Source organism: Streptomyces sp. 17_S59 (genome assembly GCF_056930295.1).
In genome coordinates this window covers 192367-207243 of sequence record NZ_JBXOWD010000001.1, presented here as the reverse complement: position 1 = coordinate 207243, position 14877 = coordinate 192367, and the positions used below count along the sequence as shown (strand labels likewise).

The window sequence follows — 14877 nt, the reverse complement described above, 5'->3', positions numbered from 1 at the left end:
GGCCACCTCGCGGACCCACCGGCGGCGGATCGTGGGAGGCCAGTCGGGAGATCAGTGCCCTGCGGACCCTGATGCACTCGGGCCCCCGAGCCCTGGCCGACGACCCGGCCACCATCGAGCCGTGGATCGAGTACGGCTTCGGCCACGCCGAGTACGCGGCACCGGAGGAACCGCCGACCCGCATCGCGGAGCGGGTGGATAAACGAACCCCGTCAATCGGTTGTTGAACGGGGTGCCTCAGAGTTCCGGCAACGCGGGAAAGACCCGCGGCACCGCAAGGAATGAGGTTCCCCATGCGTCGCAGCACTCCCCGCCTGATGACCGCGGCCACCGTGGCCGCGATCGGGCTCGGCGCCCTCGCCGCCGGCACCGCCTCGGCCGCCCCGGCCGTCGCCAACGCGGCCCGGAGCACCCAGGTCCAGTTCCACAACGGGACGGGCTGCCAGCTGAACCGGCAGAGCTACGGCCTCGACCACGGCATCTGGAGCCAGGGGCAGGAGCCGTCGGCCACCGTGTACAACACCCAGGACGTCTCCTGGCAGTCGGAGAGCAACGGGTTCATGACCGGCACCGAGGGTTCCGTCACCTACACGACGTCCAACTGCGAGGAGGGCTGGCGGAACGGCCGGACCATCCGCTTCCACTGGGACAACCCCTACGCCGGCAGCAACAGCTACGACACGAACGGCACGGACAACACCTTCCGCAACACCCTCCAGGGCGGCGGCGGCAACAACGCCGTGGTCTGGTGGGGCGAGTACAAGAACTGACGCTCACGCGATGCCTGCCAGCAGCGTCCGGGTCTGTTCGGCATCGGCCATGGCCTCGCGCCGGGTGAAGAGGTCGAGGGCGGCCTCCAGGCAGGCCCTCGCCCTCGCCTCCTGTTCCAGATGACACAGGCTGCGCCCGAGCGCCCTGAGCAGAGCGCCCTCGAGCATGCCACTGGTCCGCCGGGCCAGCGGCATGAACTCCTCGGCGGTTTCCGCCGCGAGGGCGTAGTGCCCCGCTTCTGCGTGGACCTCGGCCATCAGGGTGCCCGTCGCCGCCTCGAAGGCGGTCACGCCCAGGGTGCGGAACAGGGCCAGGGCGTCCCGGGCCCGGCTCAGTGCGGCGTTCCCGTCCCCGCACAGGCGCAGGACCCGGGCCAGGTAGTACAGCCCGATGGCCTTCGACACCGATTCCCGGCCGCCGACCAGCTCCGCACCCCGCTCGGCCGCGGCCCGGGCCTCGGAGAGCCTGCCCCGGCGGGCGTAGTTGAAGGCCAGCTCACCCAGTGCGGTGCCTTCCGCGATCTCCGCACCGAGTTCGCGGAAGAGCCGCACCGAGGACTCGCCGTGGCCGACCGCCTCGTCGAAGTGGCCGTGGACGCGGGCGTTCGCGCACAACGTGAGGTGTGCCGACGCCCGCAGCCGCGCCGATCCGCCGGCACACAGCTCCAGGGCACGGGTGAGTTCGGACTCGGCCTCGGCGTAGGAGTTCGCGTGCCACAGGGCGTTGCCCCGTACGTACCGGGCCAGGGCCTCGACGTCCCGGCTGCCGCGGCGCGTGGCGGCACCGGCGACCCGCTCGGCCCGCTCCGCCACGGCGGACAGGTGCGTGATCCCCGACAGCACGGTGTTCAGCTTGTCCATGAGGTCGGCCGCCTGTACCAGCGACAGGCCGTCGTCCTCGCAGGCGCGGTCGACCAGCGCGCGCTGCAGGGGAGTTTCCTCCCGCATCCAGTCGGTGGCGTCCTGGGCGGTGCTGAACGCGAGGCCCGCCGAGGCCGTCGGCACGTCGATGAGGGAACGCTCCGCGGGTTCCACCGAGTGCGCAACCGCATCGGCGTTGCGCGCAGTGGCCACACAGAAGTCCAGAAGCCCCGCGAAGGCCCGGGTCGTCTCCCCGGGGGTCTCCTCGCGGGCGCTCCTGGCTCGCGCGAACGCACGGACCAGGTCGTGGAAGTGGTACCGGCCCGGCCTGCGGGACTCCAGGAGGCTCAGGTCGACGAGCGACTCGAGCAGCTCCTCGGTGTCCTCCGGGTCGCACGCGTCCCGGCCCAGCAGCGCCGCCGCGCACGGCAGCCCGAAGTCCGGCACCTCCAGGACCGCCAACAGCCGGAAGGCCCGCGCCTGTTCGCCGGTGAGCTTGACGTACGACAGGTCGAACGCGGCCTCCACCGCTGCGTCCCCGCTGCGCAGCTCGTCCAGGCGGATCCGTTCGTCCGTGAGCAGGCGGACCATGTCTGCCAGGGGCCGGCCGGGCTCCGCGGCCAGGCGGGACGCGGCGATCCGCAGTGCCAGGGGCAGTGCCCCGCAGGCGTCCGCCAGTTCCGCCGCCGCCTGCGGCTCGGCGTCGACGCGGCGGTCGCCGACGATCCGCCGCAGCAGCTCCAGCGCCTCCTCGGGCGGCATCACGTCGAGCCGCAGGTGCTGCGCGCCCTCCAGCCCGGTGAGCCATGCGCGGCTGGTCACCAGCACGGCGCAGCCCGCCGCGCCCGGGATCAGCGGGCGCACCTGGTCGCCCGACGCCGCGTTGTCGAGCAGCAGGAGCACCCGCCGCTCCGACAGCGACGAGCGGTAGAGCGCGATGCGTTCGGCCATGCCGTCCGGGACGTCGCTCGCGTCGGTCCCCAGCTCCCGCAGGAACGTGCCGAGGACGGACTGCGGGTCGGCCGGGTCGCGGTCGGCGCCGCACAGGTCCACGTACAGGTGCCCGTCCGGGTACCTGTCCCCGAGCCCGCGGGCGGTGTGCACCGCGAGCGTGGTCTTGCCGACGCCGGCCATGCCGTTGATCGCGGAGACCACGACGGCCGCCGCGTCACCGGTCAGCATTCCGGCGAGCGTCTCCACCTGCTGCCGGCGTCCGGTGAAGTCGTCGATGTCGCGCGGCAGGGCGGCCGGGCGCGGCCCCGTGGCCCGGACGCCGTGTGCAGGTCCGGGAAGCCTGAGGGACGGGTCCGAGCGCAGGATCCGCTGGTGCAGCTCCCGTAACGCCTTGCAGGGTCGTGCCGTTCCGAGGAACTGCCGGGTGTCCTCGAAGACCCCCAGCGCCTCGGCCTGGCGGCCCGACCGGTACAGCGCCAGCATCTGCACCCCGCGCAGCCGCTGGCTCGCGGGGTACTCCACCACCAGGGCGCCGGCCTCCGCGGCCAGCCCGGGCCGGTCCCCGAGTTCGGCGTCGAGTTCCAGCCGGGCCTCCAGTACCGCCTGCCGGGCTCCGCACAGCCGGGTGCGCAACGCCCTGGCGGCCGGCCCGTTCAGGCCCGCCAGCGGCTCGGCGGTCCACAGCCCGAGGGCCGCGTCGAGGACCTCGCGGGCACGGTCCGCCCCGTCGGCGGACCGCACCTCCTCGGCCGTGGCCACGGCACCCTCGAACGACCAGGTGTCCACGTCGTGTTCGGCGACCCGCAGCGCATAGCCGTCGCCGACCGTCTCCAGCACCGGCGCGCCGTGCCCGGCGAGGGCCCGGCGCAGCCGCCAGATGTGGGTACGAATCGCATGCTCCGGTCTGGCGGGACGGTCGCCCTCGTCCCACACGCCGTCGACGAGCAGTGGCATCGCCACGGTCCGTCCGGCGGCGGCGATCAGGACCGCGAGCACTTCCCGCTGCTGCGGTCTGCCCAGGTCCAGCTCGGCGCCCCCGCTCCAGCCCCGCACCGGGCCGAGGAGGGAGAACCGGAGCCCGTGCGTCACCGGCTCGACCAGACCTGAATGATGTACGGGGCCTCGCTGAAGACCCTCAGCGTGCCGTCGGAGAACAGGCCGAGCTTCATCACCGGGTAGTTCGTGCCGATGTCGTTCTGCGCGGTATTGCTGGCCCAGCACACGCGGTTGTTCTGGCCGTACACAACGAAGTTGCCGTCGGACTGCATCATGGCGCGGTCCCCGCACCCCACCGTGTCGGTGTGCCAGATCGGTGTCCGGTGTGCCCAGTTGTCGCCGGTGGTGTAGATGACGAGGTTGCCGTCGTCCTGCAGTGCGAGCTGGGCGTTGCCGTTCCTGAGGCCCGAACCCTTGGTGAGGACCTCGTTGTTCCAGATGACGCCCTGGGCGTCGTTCCGGTCGGCCGATGCCGTTCCGCCGGTCGCCACCACTCCGGCGGCGGCGACCACCGTGGTCGCGGCGACGGCGGCGAGACGACGGGAGGATCTCTTGCGCATGACTGGCCCTTCGGTCGTGGGGTGAGCAATCACCCCACGACTCTCGCGGCGGCCGATGCACGATCGATTGATGAGCGCTAAACGTCCTCTTACGCCTCTTCGCAGGAACTCGGAGGGTTCATCCTGCTTCATGGACCGTGCGTTTGCCCTGCTGGCGCTGCGGCGGCAGGACCCATCCCTTCTTCACCAGCTGGTCGCAGTGCCACTTCGCGTAGGCCGGGCTCTCGCCCTTCTGCTTGGCAGCGCCGAGGCACGAGGCGTACGAGTACGGCGGCTTGTCCCGGTGGCCCGAGGTGGGGGTGGCCTGGGCGGTTGTCACCGTGACGCTGCTCGCGGCAACTGCGGCCGCTGCCATGGCCAGAGTGGTGGCGAGTTGTCGCACCTGATCTCCTTAATCCCGAATTCCGCAGTGCTGGTACGTCTTGCCAACGATTCCCACGGATTCTGGTGACGTCGGCATGCCACCGTCTGGCGCCGCCGGCTCGCTCGGTGACTTGTCGGACCATCAGCCTTGCCGGCCCGCACGACATCACCCGTGTACCGCCTTTCGGCCGCACCGGAGCCGGGAAGCCATCGAGGATGCCCCCTTGTCCGGACGGGGCTCCCCTCACGCCCGGAGGTTTCGCTCCATGACCGCACCCGCCGTTCCGCTCCGTCCCGTGCCGGGTCCGCGCGGGCTGCCGCTGCTCGGCAACCTGCCTGCCTTCGGCCGGGACCCGTTGGCCTTCCTCGCGCGTCTGCGGGACGACTACGGGGACGCGGTGACGTGGTCGCTGGGGCCGCGGCGGAGTCTGTTCGTCTTCCGGCCCGAGCACATCGCGGAGCTGCTCGCCTCCGTGGAACAGAGCTACGACATCCTCGAGATCGGCTGGGCGTTCAAACAGGTGACCGGCGACAGCGTCATCCTCAGCAAGGGAGCCGACTGGCGCCGCAAACGGGCCCTGGTCCAGCCGACCGTCCGGCCGCGCCAGGTGCGCCGGTACGCCGAGACGATGGTCGACTGCGCCGGGGCGGTCGCGGACCGGTGGCACGACGGCGACCGGATCGACGTGCTCAGGGAGATGGCACTGCTCACCCAGCGCGTCGTCGTCCGTACGCTGTTCGGCAACGATCTGGGCGACCGTCGGCACGTGCTCGGCGACGCGATGGCCGTGGCTCAGAAGGTGGTCGGCGACGAGCTGCAGGGCGTCAATCTGCTGCTGCCGTCCTGGGTGCGCACCCCTTCGCGGCGGCGCCTGCTCGCCGCGGTGCGGACCATCGACGCCGAGATCGCCCGGCTGGTCGACGAGCGGCTGGCCGCCGGGGGAGGCGCCGAGGACCGGGACGACCTGCTGAGCCGGCTCCTCGCGGCCCGTGACGAGCAGGGCGCCCCGCTCTCCCCGAGGGAGGTGCGCAACGAGGCCGTGACCTTGTGGGCGGCCGGGCACGAGACCACGTCCACCACGCTGACCTGGGTCTGGTACCTCCTCTCCACGGCCCCCGCCGCCCGCGCGCGGCTCGACCGGGAGCTGGCCGACGTGCTCACCGGCCGGCCACCGGCCGTCGACGACTACGAGCGCCTCACCTGGACCCAGCAGATCGTCAAGGAGGCCCTGCGGGTCTTCCCGCCCGTCTGGCTGACCCCCGCCGTGGCCCGGAAGGGCGCCACCCTGGGCGGCTGCCCGCTGCCGCAGGGGACCATCGTGTGGAGCAGCCAGTGGGCCACCCACCGGGACCCGCGCTGGTTCCCGGACCCCGCCTCCTTCCGCCCTGAGCGCTGGGACGCCGACGCGCCGGACCCCGTGCCCGACCACGCGTGGTTCCCCTTCGGCGGCGGCCCGCGCACCTGTCTCGGCGCCCGCTTCGCCCTGGTCGAGGCGGTCCTGGTGCTCGCGACGCTTGCCCAGCGCTTCGAGGTGCACGTCGACCCGGGTGAGGCCGTCCCGGCCACCAGCCTGCTGCTCCAGCCCTCGAAGCCGCTGCGCGCCACACTGCGCGTGGCCGGGGCCGGAACAGTCTGATTCCCCAACGCTTCCCCCTCACGGCCGCGTCCGGCCGGCCGTGGTGTGCGGGCGGCGTGCCCCCTTCCGCCCGGCGTTGCGTATCACTATAAATGCCGTAAATACGGCTTACGCTCGCGCTGTGCTCAATGTGACGGGGATTCTGAAGCGGCTGGCGATCGGCCGGGCCATGCGCAGCGAGGAGCTGCACGAGACGCTGCTGCCCAAGCGCCTGGCGCTGCCGATCTTCGCCTCCGACCCCTTGTCGTCGGTGGCCTATGCCACCCAGGAGATCCTCCTGGTCCTGACCCTCGGCGGGCTGGCCTATCTGCACTTCACGCCGTGGATCGCGGGGGCGGTCGTGGCGCTGATGGCCGTGGTGGTGCTCTCCTACCGCCAGGTGGTGCACGCCTATCCGAGCGGCGGCGGCTCGTACGAGGTCGTCTCGACGAACCTGGGCGACGCGGCCGGCCTCGTGGTCGCCGCCTCGCTGCTCGTCGACTATGTGATGACCGTAGCGGTGTCGGTCGCCTCGGGCGTGGACAACATCATCTCCGCGGTGCCCGACCTGGCCGGGTACCGCGTGCTGATGGCGGTCGGCTTCGTGGCCGTGCTCACCGGGGCGAACCTGAGGGGCGTGCGCGAGTCCGGGCAGGCCTTTGCGACGCCGACCTACCTCTTCATCGCCGGTGTGCTGATCATGGTCGGCACGGGGCTGGTCCGCTATCTGCTCGGTCACCCGCCGACGTCGGAGAGCGCGCCCTTCGGCATCACGGCCGAGCCCGCGAACGTCGGTCTCGCGGGCTTCGCCCTGATCATGCTGTGCCTGCGCGCGTTCTCCAGCGGCTGTACGGCGCTGACGGGCGTGGAGGCGATCTCCAACGGCGTCCCCGCCTTCCGCAAGCCCAAGTCGAAGAACGCGGCGAGCACCATGAGCATCATGGGCATCATCGCGGTGGCGATGTTCGTGGGCGTCACCATGCTCGCCCTGATCGCGAAGGTGCACATCACCGACGACTCGTGCCGGCTCACGGGCCTCCCCGGCAGCTGCGGCTCGTACACCCAGCGCACGGTCATCGCGCAGCTCGCCGCGGCCGTCTTCGGCGGCGAGCAGAGCTTCGGCTTCTACTTCGTCCAGGCGGCCACCGCCCTGGTGCTGATCCTGGCCGCGAACACCGCCTTCAACGGCTTCCCGCTGCTCGCCTCGATCCTCGCCCAGCACCGCTACCTGCCGCGGCAGCTGCACAACCGCGGCGACCGGCTGGCCTTCTCCAACGGCATCATCGCCCTGGCCCTGGCCGCGGGACTGCTGCTGTGGTTCTACAAGTCGGACGTCACCAGCCTCATCCACCTCTACATCCTGGGCGTCTTCACGTCCTTCACGCTCTCCCAGACCGGCATGGTCCGGCACTGGAACCGCGAACTGCGCAGCACGACCGACACGGCCGTACGGCGGCGCGGGATGACGGCCCGGGTCATCAATGCGACCGGAGCCGTCGTCACCGGGCTCGTCCTGGTGATCGTGCTGGCCACCAAGTTCGTCCAGGGCGCATGGCTGGCCGTCGTCGCGGCGATCGTGCTGTGGACGATGATGCGCGGCATCCGCCGCCACTACGACGGCGTCGCCGCCGAACTGGCCGTCAGCGATCCGCGCGCGGAACTCATCCGCCCTTCGCGCGTGGTGGCCATCCTGCTGGTCTCCACCATCCACAAGCCCACCCTGCGTGCCCTCGCCTACGCCCGGGCCTCTCACCCCGACCACCTGGAGGGGCTGACCGTCGCGGTGGACCGGGACGTGACGAAGGCGCTCGAGCGCCAGTGGGCGGAGCTGGACGTCGACGTGCCGCTGAAGGTGCTCGACTCCCCGTACCGGGAGATCACCAAGCCCGTCGTGGAGTACGTGCGCTCCATCCGGCGCACCAGCCCGCGGGACGTGGTGGGGGTGTACATCCCCGAGTACGTGGTGGGCCACTGGTGGGAGCACCTGCTGCACAACCAGTCCGCGCTGTGGCTGAAGAGCCGCCTGCTGTTCACCCCCGGCGTCATGGTCACCAGCGTGCCCTGGCAGCTCAGTTCCTCCCGCCGCGCCGACCACCCGGCCCGCCGCGCCCCCGGCTCCATCCGCCGCGGCGAGCCCGCGCCGATGCCCCAGCGGACGGTCGACCAGGATGCCACCGGGCGGCCGCAGCGCCCGTGACGGGTGGGGCCGGTTGCGGCAAGAACGCCGAACGCGACAGGTGAGGTGGGGATCCGGACAGTTGGCGTCCGTTTGCATCAAGGAGGCGCATCGTTTCTCCACAGGCGGACGCATGTTCGCCCGGTGTTTACCTATCGTCTGTGCTCCCTCCGACACGCACAGGGAGCACAACCATGGACTCGCTACGGCATCTCGCCGCCCACCTGGGTCTCGACCTCGCCGCCGTGTGCCTGCTGACCTTCGTGATCTACCTGCCCCGGCACCGGCGCCGTGACCTCGTACCGGCCTATCTGGCCCTGAACACGGGCCTGTTCACCGTCGTCGCCGCCCTCGCCGAGGTGGGCGGCAGCGGGGGTACCGCGCTCGGCTTCGGCCTCTTCGGGGTGCTGTCGATCATCAGGCTCCGCTCCGACTCGGTCCAGCACGAGGAGGTCGCCTACTACTTCACCACGCTCGTCCTGGGCCTCCTCTGCGGCCTGCCGGACCTGGCCTTCGGCCTCACCGCGGCGCTGAGCGCCGTCCTGCTCCTGGTCGTCTACGCGGCCGACCACCCCCGGCTGTGCGCCCGCGCCCGCCGCACCGTCGTCACCCTCGACACCGTCCACAACGACCCCGCCGCGCTCCGTGCCGACCTCGCCCGGCGGCTGGGCGAGCCCCTTCACTGGACGGTCATGGAAGTCGACTTCGTCCGCGACCTGACGGTCGTCGACGTGCGCTACCGCGAGCCCGTCCCCGGGACGGCCGCCGACCGCCGCGCCGCCGGGCCGCAGCCCGTGCAGCGGACCGCGCCCGCCTGGGAGTCGGTGTGACGACCGCCCCCGCCCCGCTCGTCGTCCCGGCGGTACGAGCCATCGAGGACGCGGCCCACGCCACCGCCCCCATCTCGCTGGCCGAGGTCAACGAACGGGCCGAACTCCTGGCCCGTTTCGACCGGAGCTACCTCGTGCCGGTGGCGATATTCCGCCGGGTCGCCGAGCGGCTCACCGATCCCGCACGGCCCGGCGGTCCGTTCCGGGCCCTGACCATCGACGGCCGGCGCGCCTTCCGGTACCACTCGGTCTACTACGACACCCCCGGCCTGCGCTCCTTCCACGACCACCGGCAGGGCCGCCGGCTCCGCTTCAAGATCCGCGAGCGGGTCTACGAGGACTCGGGGGAGCGGCAGTTCGAGATCAAGCTCAAGGGGTGCCGCGGCAACACCGTCAAGCACCGCAGGCCCCTGGCCGGTGCGGAGACCCCGCTGGACGCCCGCTGCCGGGACTTCCTCGCGGACACCCTCGACGGCGCGTACGGCATGGCCTCGCCCACCGCCCTGCACCCGTCCCTGAGCACCGACTACCTCCGCGCGACCCTGGTGGCCGACGGTGAACGCATCACCTGTGACGCGGGTCTGACCTGTGACGACCTGCGTGCGCAGCGGACCGTGCGGTGCTCCGGCGGCCTCGTGCTCGTCGAGACGAAGACGGCGGGGCACCTCACCGAGGCGGACCGGCTGCTGCACGCCCACGGAGTGCGGCCCGCCGTCTTCACCAAGTACTGCGGCGCCCTTGCGGCGCTGCATCCGGCCCTGCCCGCCAATCGCTGGCGGCGGGCTGCCGCCCGGGCCTTCGGCGTCCGGGAAGGCTGAGCCGACCGCCACGGCCGCCCGGCCGACCGGACCGTGCACGCAACGGCCGGTCACCGGGCGGCCGTTGCGTGCACGGCGGGGCGTACCCGATCGGCAAGGGGAAACGGGCATTCCGAAACCGGCGTGAAAGCATCGCGATGAAGTCTGTTTTGCCTTGCGCATGTTGCTTCATGACCAAAGCTTGACTAATCTCGCGTCGCAGCCGACCGGCACCGTGATCATGTGTAGTCGGCTCCCGGCCGGGCATAGTTGAGTGCCAGGGCCCGGGCAGGAAAGCCCCGGAGGCGTACCGCGCCTGACGGCACGGCAGCCCCGGGGCTCCCCGATTTCCGGTCCGTGACGCCGGCGAGTGACCGCGAGCTGTAGCGGGCAGCGGCCACTACCACGCGTCGGCGTAACCCATTCCTCGGAGGGTAGCGTGAACCACCCGAATCGGCTACGTGCCGCGATCGCAGCAGGCGGCACCACCCCTCTCATCGGCGTCTTCGACATGTTCTCCGCATCCGTCGCGGCCCAGCACTACGACGGCATGTTCATCTCCGGTTTCGGCTTCGCCGCCTCGCACTACGGCCTGCCCGACATAGGGTTCATCGCCTGGCCGGACATCGTCGCCTTCGTGCAGCGGCTGCGCCTGGCCTTCCCGGACCAGCACCTGCTCGTCGACATCGACGACGGCTACGTCGACCCGGAGACCGCCTGCCACACCGTGCAGCACCTGGAGGCCATCGGCGCCTCCGGGGTGATCCTGGAGGACCAGAAGCGCCCCCGCCGCTGCGGGCACGTCAACGGCAAGCAGATCCTCCCGCTGGAGGAGTACCTGGAGAAGCTCGACCTCGTTCTCGCCGCGCGCCGCGACCTCGTGGTCGTGGCCCGCACCGACGCCACCGAGGAGCCGGAAATCCTGCGCCGCGCCAAGGCGTTGGCGGCGACCGAGGCCGATGTGGTGCTCGTCGACGGCGTGCGCAGCGTGGAGTGGATCCGCAAGGTGCGCGACGTCATCGGCGACAAGCCGCTGCTGTTCAACCAGATCGCGGGCGGCAAGTCGCCGCGCCTGAGCCGCACCGAGCTGAGCGAGCTGGGTGTGGACGTCGCCATCTACAGCACGCCGTGCCTTTTCGCCGCCCAGGCGGCGATGGACTCGGCCCTGCGGCAGCTGAAGCAGGACGACGGCCGGCTGCCCGAGGTCACGCCCGGCAGCGTGGGCGTCGCCGAGTGCCTGGCACTGCTGGAGAAGAACATCAGCCGCAACCACCGCCGCACCGCGGAGCCCGCGGCCGTGCGCTGACCCACGGGCCGGGCCGGGCGGGGCGGAGCCGCGGCTCTGTCCTGCCCGGGCCTCGGCGTGCTCAGCGCACGTCGATGCTGTACGCGAAGGCCGTCACGCCCAGGTCGCCGTTGGTGACCGTCGTCAGGAACGGAACGGTCAGGTGATCGCGTGACGCCGGGGGCGTGATCTGCAGGTAGCCCGCCTCGGCGACGTACGGGGCGTCCGCGTGCGCCCAGGCAAGATCGGCCTCGGCCGACCGGCCCGCGCCGAGCACCAGGGTCCGCTTGCCCGGATCGGGGACGAAGTACGTGGTGCCCCAGGTGGTGTGCGTCGGCAGCGGCTGGTGCCGGGCGTTCTCCAACTGGAGCCCGGGGTAGCCGCGCAGTGCACAGGTGTGGCCGGAGGTGTTGGTGAGGGTGAGGATCGTGCCCTCGTGGGACATCCCGTGCTGGCTGCCCGGGTTCTTGTCGACCAGCGAGGCGCGCAGGCCGGATATATGGCAGGTGGCGATGCGGCCGGCGGCCGGTGCCGCCGACGCGGCCGCGGTGCCCGTGGCGAGGGTGCCGGCGGCCAGTGCGAGGGCCGCGGAGGCGGTGGCGGCCTTCCGAAGCGTGGTCCGCATGATCGGACGCTCCTTCCCTGGTGCGGTCCCCGGCTCCTCCGGGGCCGCACACGTCGCCTTACCACCAGCAAATCACCCAAACGGGGGAACGGCTCCTTGATCGTGCCGTTCCCCTTTGTTCAGGCCACTCTGTTTGTTCACGCACCCTGCGCGGCCGCCCGGGAGGCGGCCGCTAGCCGACGAATTCCTCGGCGCCGTAGCGCACCTTCGCCCGCTTCCAGTCGACACCCAGCCGGGCCACGAACTTCTTCGCCAGCGGCAGGTCCGTGAGCGGTGCGACGAGGACGAGCCGCCCGTCGGTGGTGACCGAGCCGCCGCCCAGCTTCTCCCGGGCCACCGGGTCGGCCGCCAGCGCGTCGCGGAGGCGGCGGGCGTCCACGCCGGGCGCCTCGATGTCGACGGCGTTCGTGGCGGGCGCGGTGCGCGGCAGGTAGCGGAAGGTGAGCACGGACTCCTGGTGGTACTGCTTGCGGACGACGTCGGCGACGTGGTGGAGCCCGGCCGCGCCGACGTGGTTGACGTCGAACTCCCGCGAGCGCTCGTAGGTCGTCTTCTTCAGGCTCGACGACCAGAACACGCCGTCCAGGAGCGTGGACCTCCCGGCCCGTGCGCCGTTCGCGCGGATGATCTCGCGCACCTCGCGGTCGAAGCGCCCGAGGCGGGTCTTCAGCCGGGGGTCGGCGGGGTCGGTGATCACTGCCGTGTTGCTGGTGGCGAAGATCTCCGCCTCCGCGCCGGCTCTCGCGGGCTCGGCGGCCTGTGCCGTGCCCGTGCCCACCGCACCGGACGCCAGGATGCCGAGCGTCATCAGGATGCCCAACCGTCGCTTCATGCCCTACCTGCCCCTCGGCCGTGATCCGGCCGTGATCTCGTGGTCTGGTCGTTCCGGGCCGTGCGCGCCCGCCGTGCCCATCGGGGCACCCCCCAGGGCGCCGGGATCACGGTAGGAAGCCGGAGCGGGGGGCGTCTGTCGTATACACGGATGTGGCTGGTTCCTTGCGGCAGCGTGGGCTATGTCACCGACTGGCTTGATCGGCCGCCCTCGCCGGGGCGGCTGTTGCCCGGGAATGACCGGGAGAACCGCCGTGACCGGCGAAGATGCACCGGGAGTGGCAGCCGGTGTCAATTTTCCGTTAACTCTTGACGTCATCCCGGCGCGCCTCACACCATCAGCGCATGGACTTGTCAGACCGCGGAGGCGCGGCGCCCGTTCCGGGCGTCCGACCCCACCGCCTCCACGGCCTTGGTCGGCGCTTAGCCTGACCGCCCCGGTAGCCGGTTTTCGGCCACCGGGCGTCATTGCCGGCCTTCCCCGAGATCATCGGCGTCCCTGAGGGCGTCGAGCGGAGCGGGGACGTTGCCGGTACGGCCAGTCCACACCTTTTGAACCCACCCGAGGTCCGGCGTCGCCAGCCTGGCCCCGGGCATCAGGCCGGGTACCCGTACGTCGTCGTGCGGTCCCGCCCTGTCTCCCCCCTCAAAAGAAGGCGAAGACATACATGAGTGACCGCACCCTCACTGCGGCCGACACCCCGACCCCGGCAGCGACGTCCTCGCACGTCGACGCCGGTGACGCGGGCTACAGCAAGGACCTCAAGTCCCGCCACGTCAACATGATCGCGATCGGTGGAGCGATCGGCACCGGTCTCTTCCTCGGCGCCGGTGGTCGTCTCCACAGCGCCGGTCCGTCCCTCTTCATCGCGTACGCGGTCTGCGGCCTCTTCGCCTTCTTCGTCGTCCGGGCGCTGGGCGAGCTCGTCCTCTACCGCCCGTCCTCCGGTGCGTTCGTCTCGTACGCCCGTGAGTTCATGGGGGAGAAGGGCGCCTTCACCGCCGGCTGGCTCTACTTCCTGAACTGGGCCACCACCGGTATCGCGGACATCACCGCGGTGGCGACCTATACCCACTACTGGCACATGTTCAGCGACATCCCGCAGTGGGTGCTCGCGCTGATCGCCCTTGCGGTCGTCCTCACGGTGAACCTGATCTCCGTGAAGTACTTCGGCGAGATGGAGTTCTGGTTCGCGATCGTCAAGGTCGCCGCGATCAGCATCTTCATGGTCGTCGGTGTCTACCTGCTGGCCAGCAGCCACAAGATCGGCGACAGCACCCCGGGCGTCTCGAACATCCTCGACCACGGCGGGATCTTCCCGACCGGTGTGATGCCGATGCTGCTCGTCATCCAGGGTGTCGTCTTCGCCTACGCCTCCGTCGAGCTGTGCGGTGTCGCCGCGGGTGAGACCAAGAACCCCGAGAAGATCATGCCGAAGGCGATCAACTCGATCATGTGGCGTGTCGGCCTCTTCTACGTCGGCTCGGTCATCCTGCTCGCGGTCCTGCTGCCGTACACCGCCTACCACGCCGGTGAGAGCCCGTTCGTCACCGTCCTGTCGAAGATCGGCATCCCGGGTGCGGCCGGTGTGATGAACCTCGTCGTCCTCACCGCGGCGCTGTCCAGCCTGAACTCCGGCCTGTACTCCACCGGCCGCATCCTCCGCTCGATGGCGATGTCCGGCTCCGCGCCGAAGTTCACCGGCCTGATGAACAAGGGCCAGGTGCCCTACGGCGGCATCCTGCTCACCGCGTTCTTCTGCGTGCTGGGTGTCGGCCTCAACTTCGTCGTCCCGGCGGACGCCTTCGAGATCGTGCTGAACTTCGCCGCCATCGGCATCATCGGCACCTGGGGCATGATCATGGTCTGCTCCCTGCTCTTCTGGCGCCGCTCCGAGAACGGCCAGGTCACCCGCCCCGGCTACAAGCTCCCCTGGGCCCCCTACACCCAGATCATCACCCTGGTCTTCCTGGCCGGTGTGCTCGGTCTGATGGCGGCCGAGCCCGGCGCCGGCCGCGACACGGTGTACTGCCTGCCGCTCATCGTGGCGGCCCTGGTTGGCGGCTGGTACCTGGTGCGCGGCAAGGTCGCCCGCGCCCAGCAGGAGGCCGCGCTCCAGCAGGCCGGGACCGAGCAGCCGTAACCCCCATACCGGCTGACCCGAACCGGTCGTAACGACGGAGGCGTTCTCCCACGGCAGTGGCCGTGGGAG

At 71.1% G+C, this 14877-nt stretch carries 13 protein-coding genes; 8 read left to right on the top strand and 5 right to left on the bottom strand.

The features are described from left to right. The first annotated feature begins 71 nt into the window (after positions 1-71). Both AC1Z4A_RS00915 and AC1Z4A_RS00910 read left to right on the top strand, forming a co-directional pair. On the top strand, positions 72-227 hold the full coding sequence (locus tag AC1Z4A_RS00915; RefSeq protein WP_483675876.1) for a hypothetical protein: 156 nt from the start codon (positions 72-74) through the stop codon (positions 225-227). Positions 228-293: 66 nt separating this feature from the next. Next, positions 294-770 carry an aegerolysin family protein gene (locus AC1Z4A_RS00910; protein WP_483675875.1) on the top strand — a complete coding sequence of 159 codons (477 nt, stop codon included), beginning with the start codon at positions 294-296 and terminating at the stop codon, positions 768-770. A gap of 3 nt (positions 771-773) precedes the next feature. Here the strand turns inward: AC1Z4A_RS00910 and AC1Z4A_RS00905 are convergent, their stop codons facing one another. The 3 genes from AC1Z4A_RS00905 to AC1Z4A_RS00895 form a co-directional block, all read right to left on the bottom strand. Further along, positions 774-3674, bottom strand: coding sequence for an AfsR/SARP family transcriptional regulator (locus AC1Z4A_RS00905; RefSeq protein ID WP_483675874.1), 2901 nt, complete (start codon positions 3672-3674; stop codon positions 774-776). Beyond that, the gene (locus tag AC1Z4A_RS00900) at positions 3671-4141 is read right to left on the bottom strand and encodes a hypothetical protein (RefSeq protein ID WP_483675873.1); all 471 of its coding nucleotides are present in this window, start codon (positions 4139-4141) and stop codon (positions 3671-3673) included. The genes AC1Z4A_RS00905 and AC1Z4A_RS00900 overlap by 4 nt, the downstream gene beginning before the upstream one ends. A gap of 118 nt (positions 4142-4259) precedes the next feature. Then, positions 4260-4523 carry a hypothetical protein gene (locus AC1Z4A_RS00895; protein ID WP_483675872.1) on the bottom strand — a complete coding sequence of 88 codons (264 nt, stop codon included), beginning with the start codon at positions 4521-4523 and terminating at the stop codon, positions 4260-4262. 247 nt (positions 4524-4770) lie between these two features. Between AC1Z4A_RS00895 and AC1Z4A_RS00890 the strand changes: the two genes are divergently transcribed. From AC1Z4A_RS00890 to AC1Z4A_RS00870, 5 genes are all read left to right on the top strand, one after another. Further along, complete coding sequence (locus AC1Z4A_RS00890) at positions 4771-6141, top strand: cytochrome P450 (RefSeq protein ID WP_483675871.1); 1371 nt, start codon at positions 4771-4773, stop codon at positions 6139-6141. A 169-nt stretch (positions 6142-6310) separates the two neighbouring features. Further along, the gene (locus AC1Z4A_RS00885; protein WP_483683467.1) at positions 6311-8317 is read left to right on the top strand and encodes an APC family permease; all 2007 of its coding nucleotides are present in this window, start codon (positions 6311-6313) and stop codon (positions 8315-8317) included. A gap of 173 nt (positions 8318-8490) precedes the next feature. Beyond that, complete coding sequence (locus AC1Z4A_RS00880; protein WP_483675870.1) at positions 8491-9126, top strand: DUF4956 domain-containing protein; 636 nt, start codon at positions 8491-8493, stop codon at positions 9124-9126. Further along, positions 9123-9944 carry a polyphosphate polymerase domain-containing protein gene (locus AC1Z4A_RS00875; protein ID WP_483675869.1) on the top strand — a complete coding sequence of 274 codons (822 nt, stop codon included), beginning with the start codon at positions 9123-9125 and terminating at the stop codon, positions 9942-9944. The genes AC1Z4A_RS00880 and AC1Z4A_RS00875 overlap by 4 nt, the downstream gene beginning before the upstream one ends. Positions 9945-10362: 418 nt before the next feature. Next, a complete protein-coding gene (locus AC1Z4A_RS00870; protein ID WP_483675868.1) occupies positions 10363-11229 on the top strand; it encodes an isocitrate lyase/PEP mutase family protein in 867 nt (288 codons plus the stop codon). Positions 11230-11290: 61 nt separating this feature from the next. On the opposite strand, the gene AC1Z4A_RS00865 is transcribed toward AC1Z4A_RS00870, so the two are convergent. Beyond that, positions 11291-11833, bottom strand: coding sequence for a DUF4232 domain-containing protein (locus tag AC1Z4A_RS00865; RefSeq protein ID WP_483675867.1), 543 nt, complete (start codon positions 11831-11833; stop codon positions 11291-11293). A gap of 172 nt (positions 11834-12005) precedes the next feature. Beyond that, positions 12006-12665: a hypothetical protein gene (locus AC1Z4A_RS00860; RefSeq protein WP_483675866.1), complete on the bottom strand. Its 660-nt coding sequence runs from the start codon at positions 12663-12665 to the stop codon at positions 12006-12008. Positions 12666-13332: 667 nt separating this feature from the next. On the opposite strand from AC1Z4A_RS00860, the gene AC1Z4A_RS00855 reads away from it, so the two are divergent. Next, complete coding sequence (locus AC1Z4A_RS00855; RefSeq protein WP_483675865.1) at positions 13333-14808, top strand: amino acid permease; 1476 nt, start codon at positions 13333-13335, stop codon at positions 14806-14808. The last annotated feature ends 69 nt before the right edge of the window (positions 14809-14877 follow it).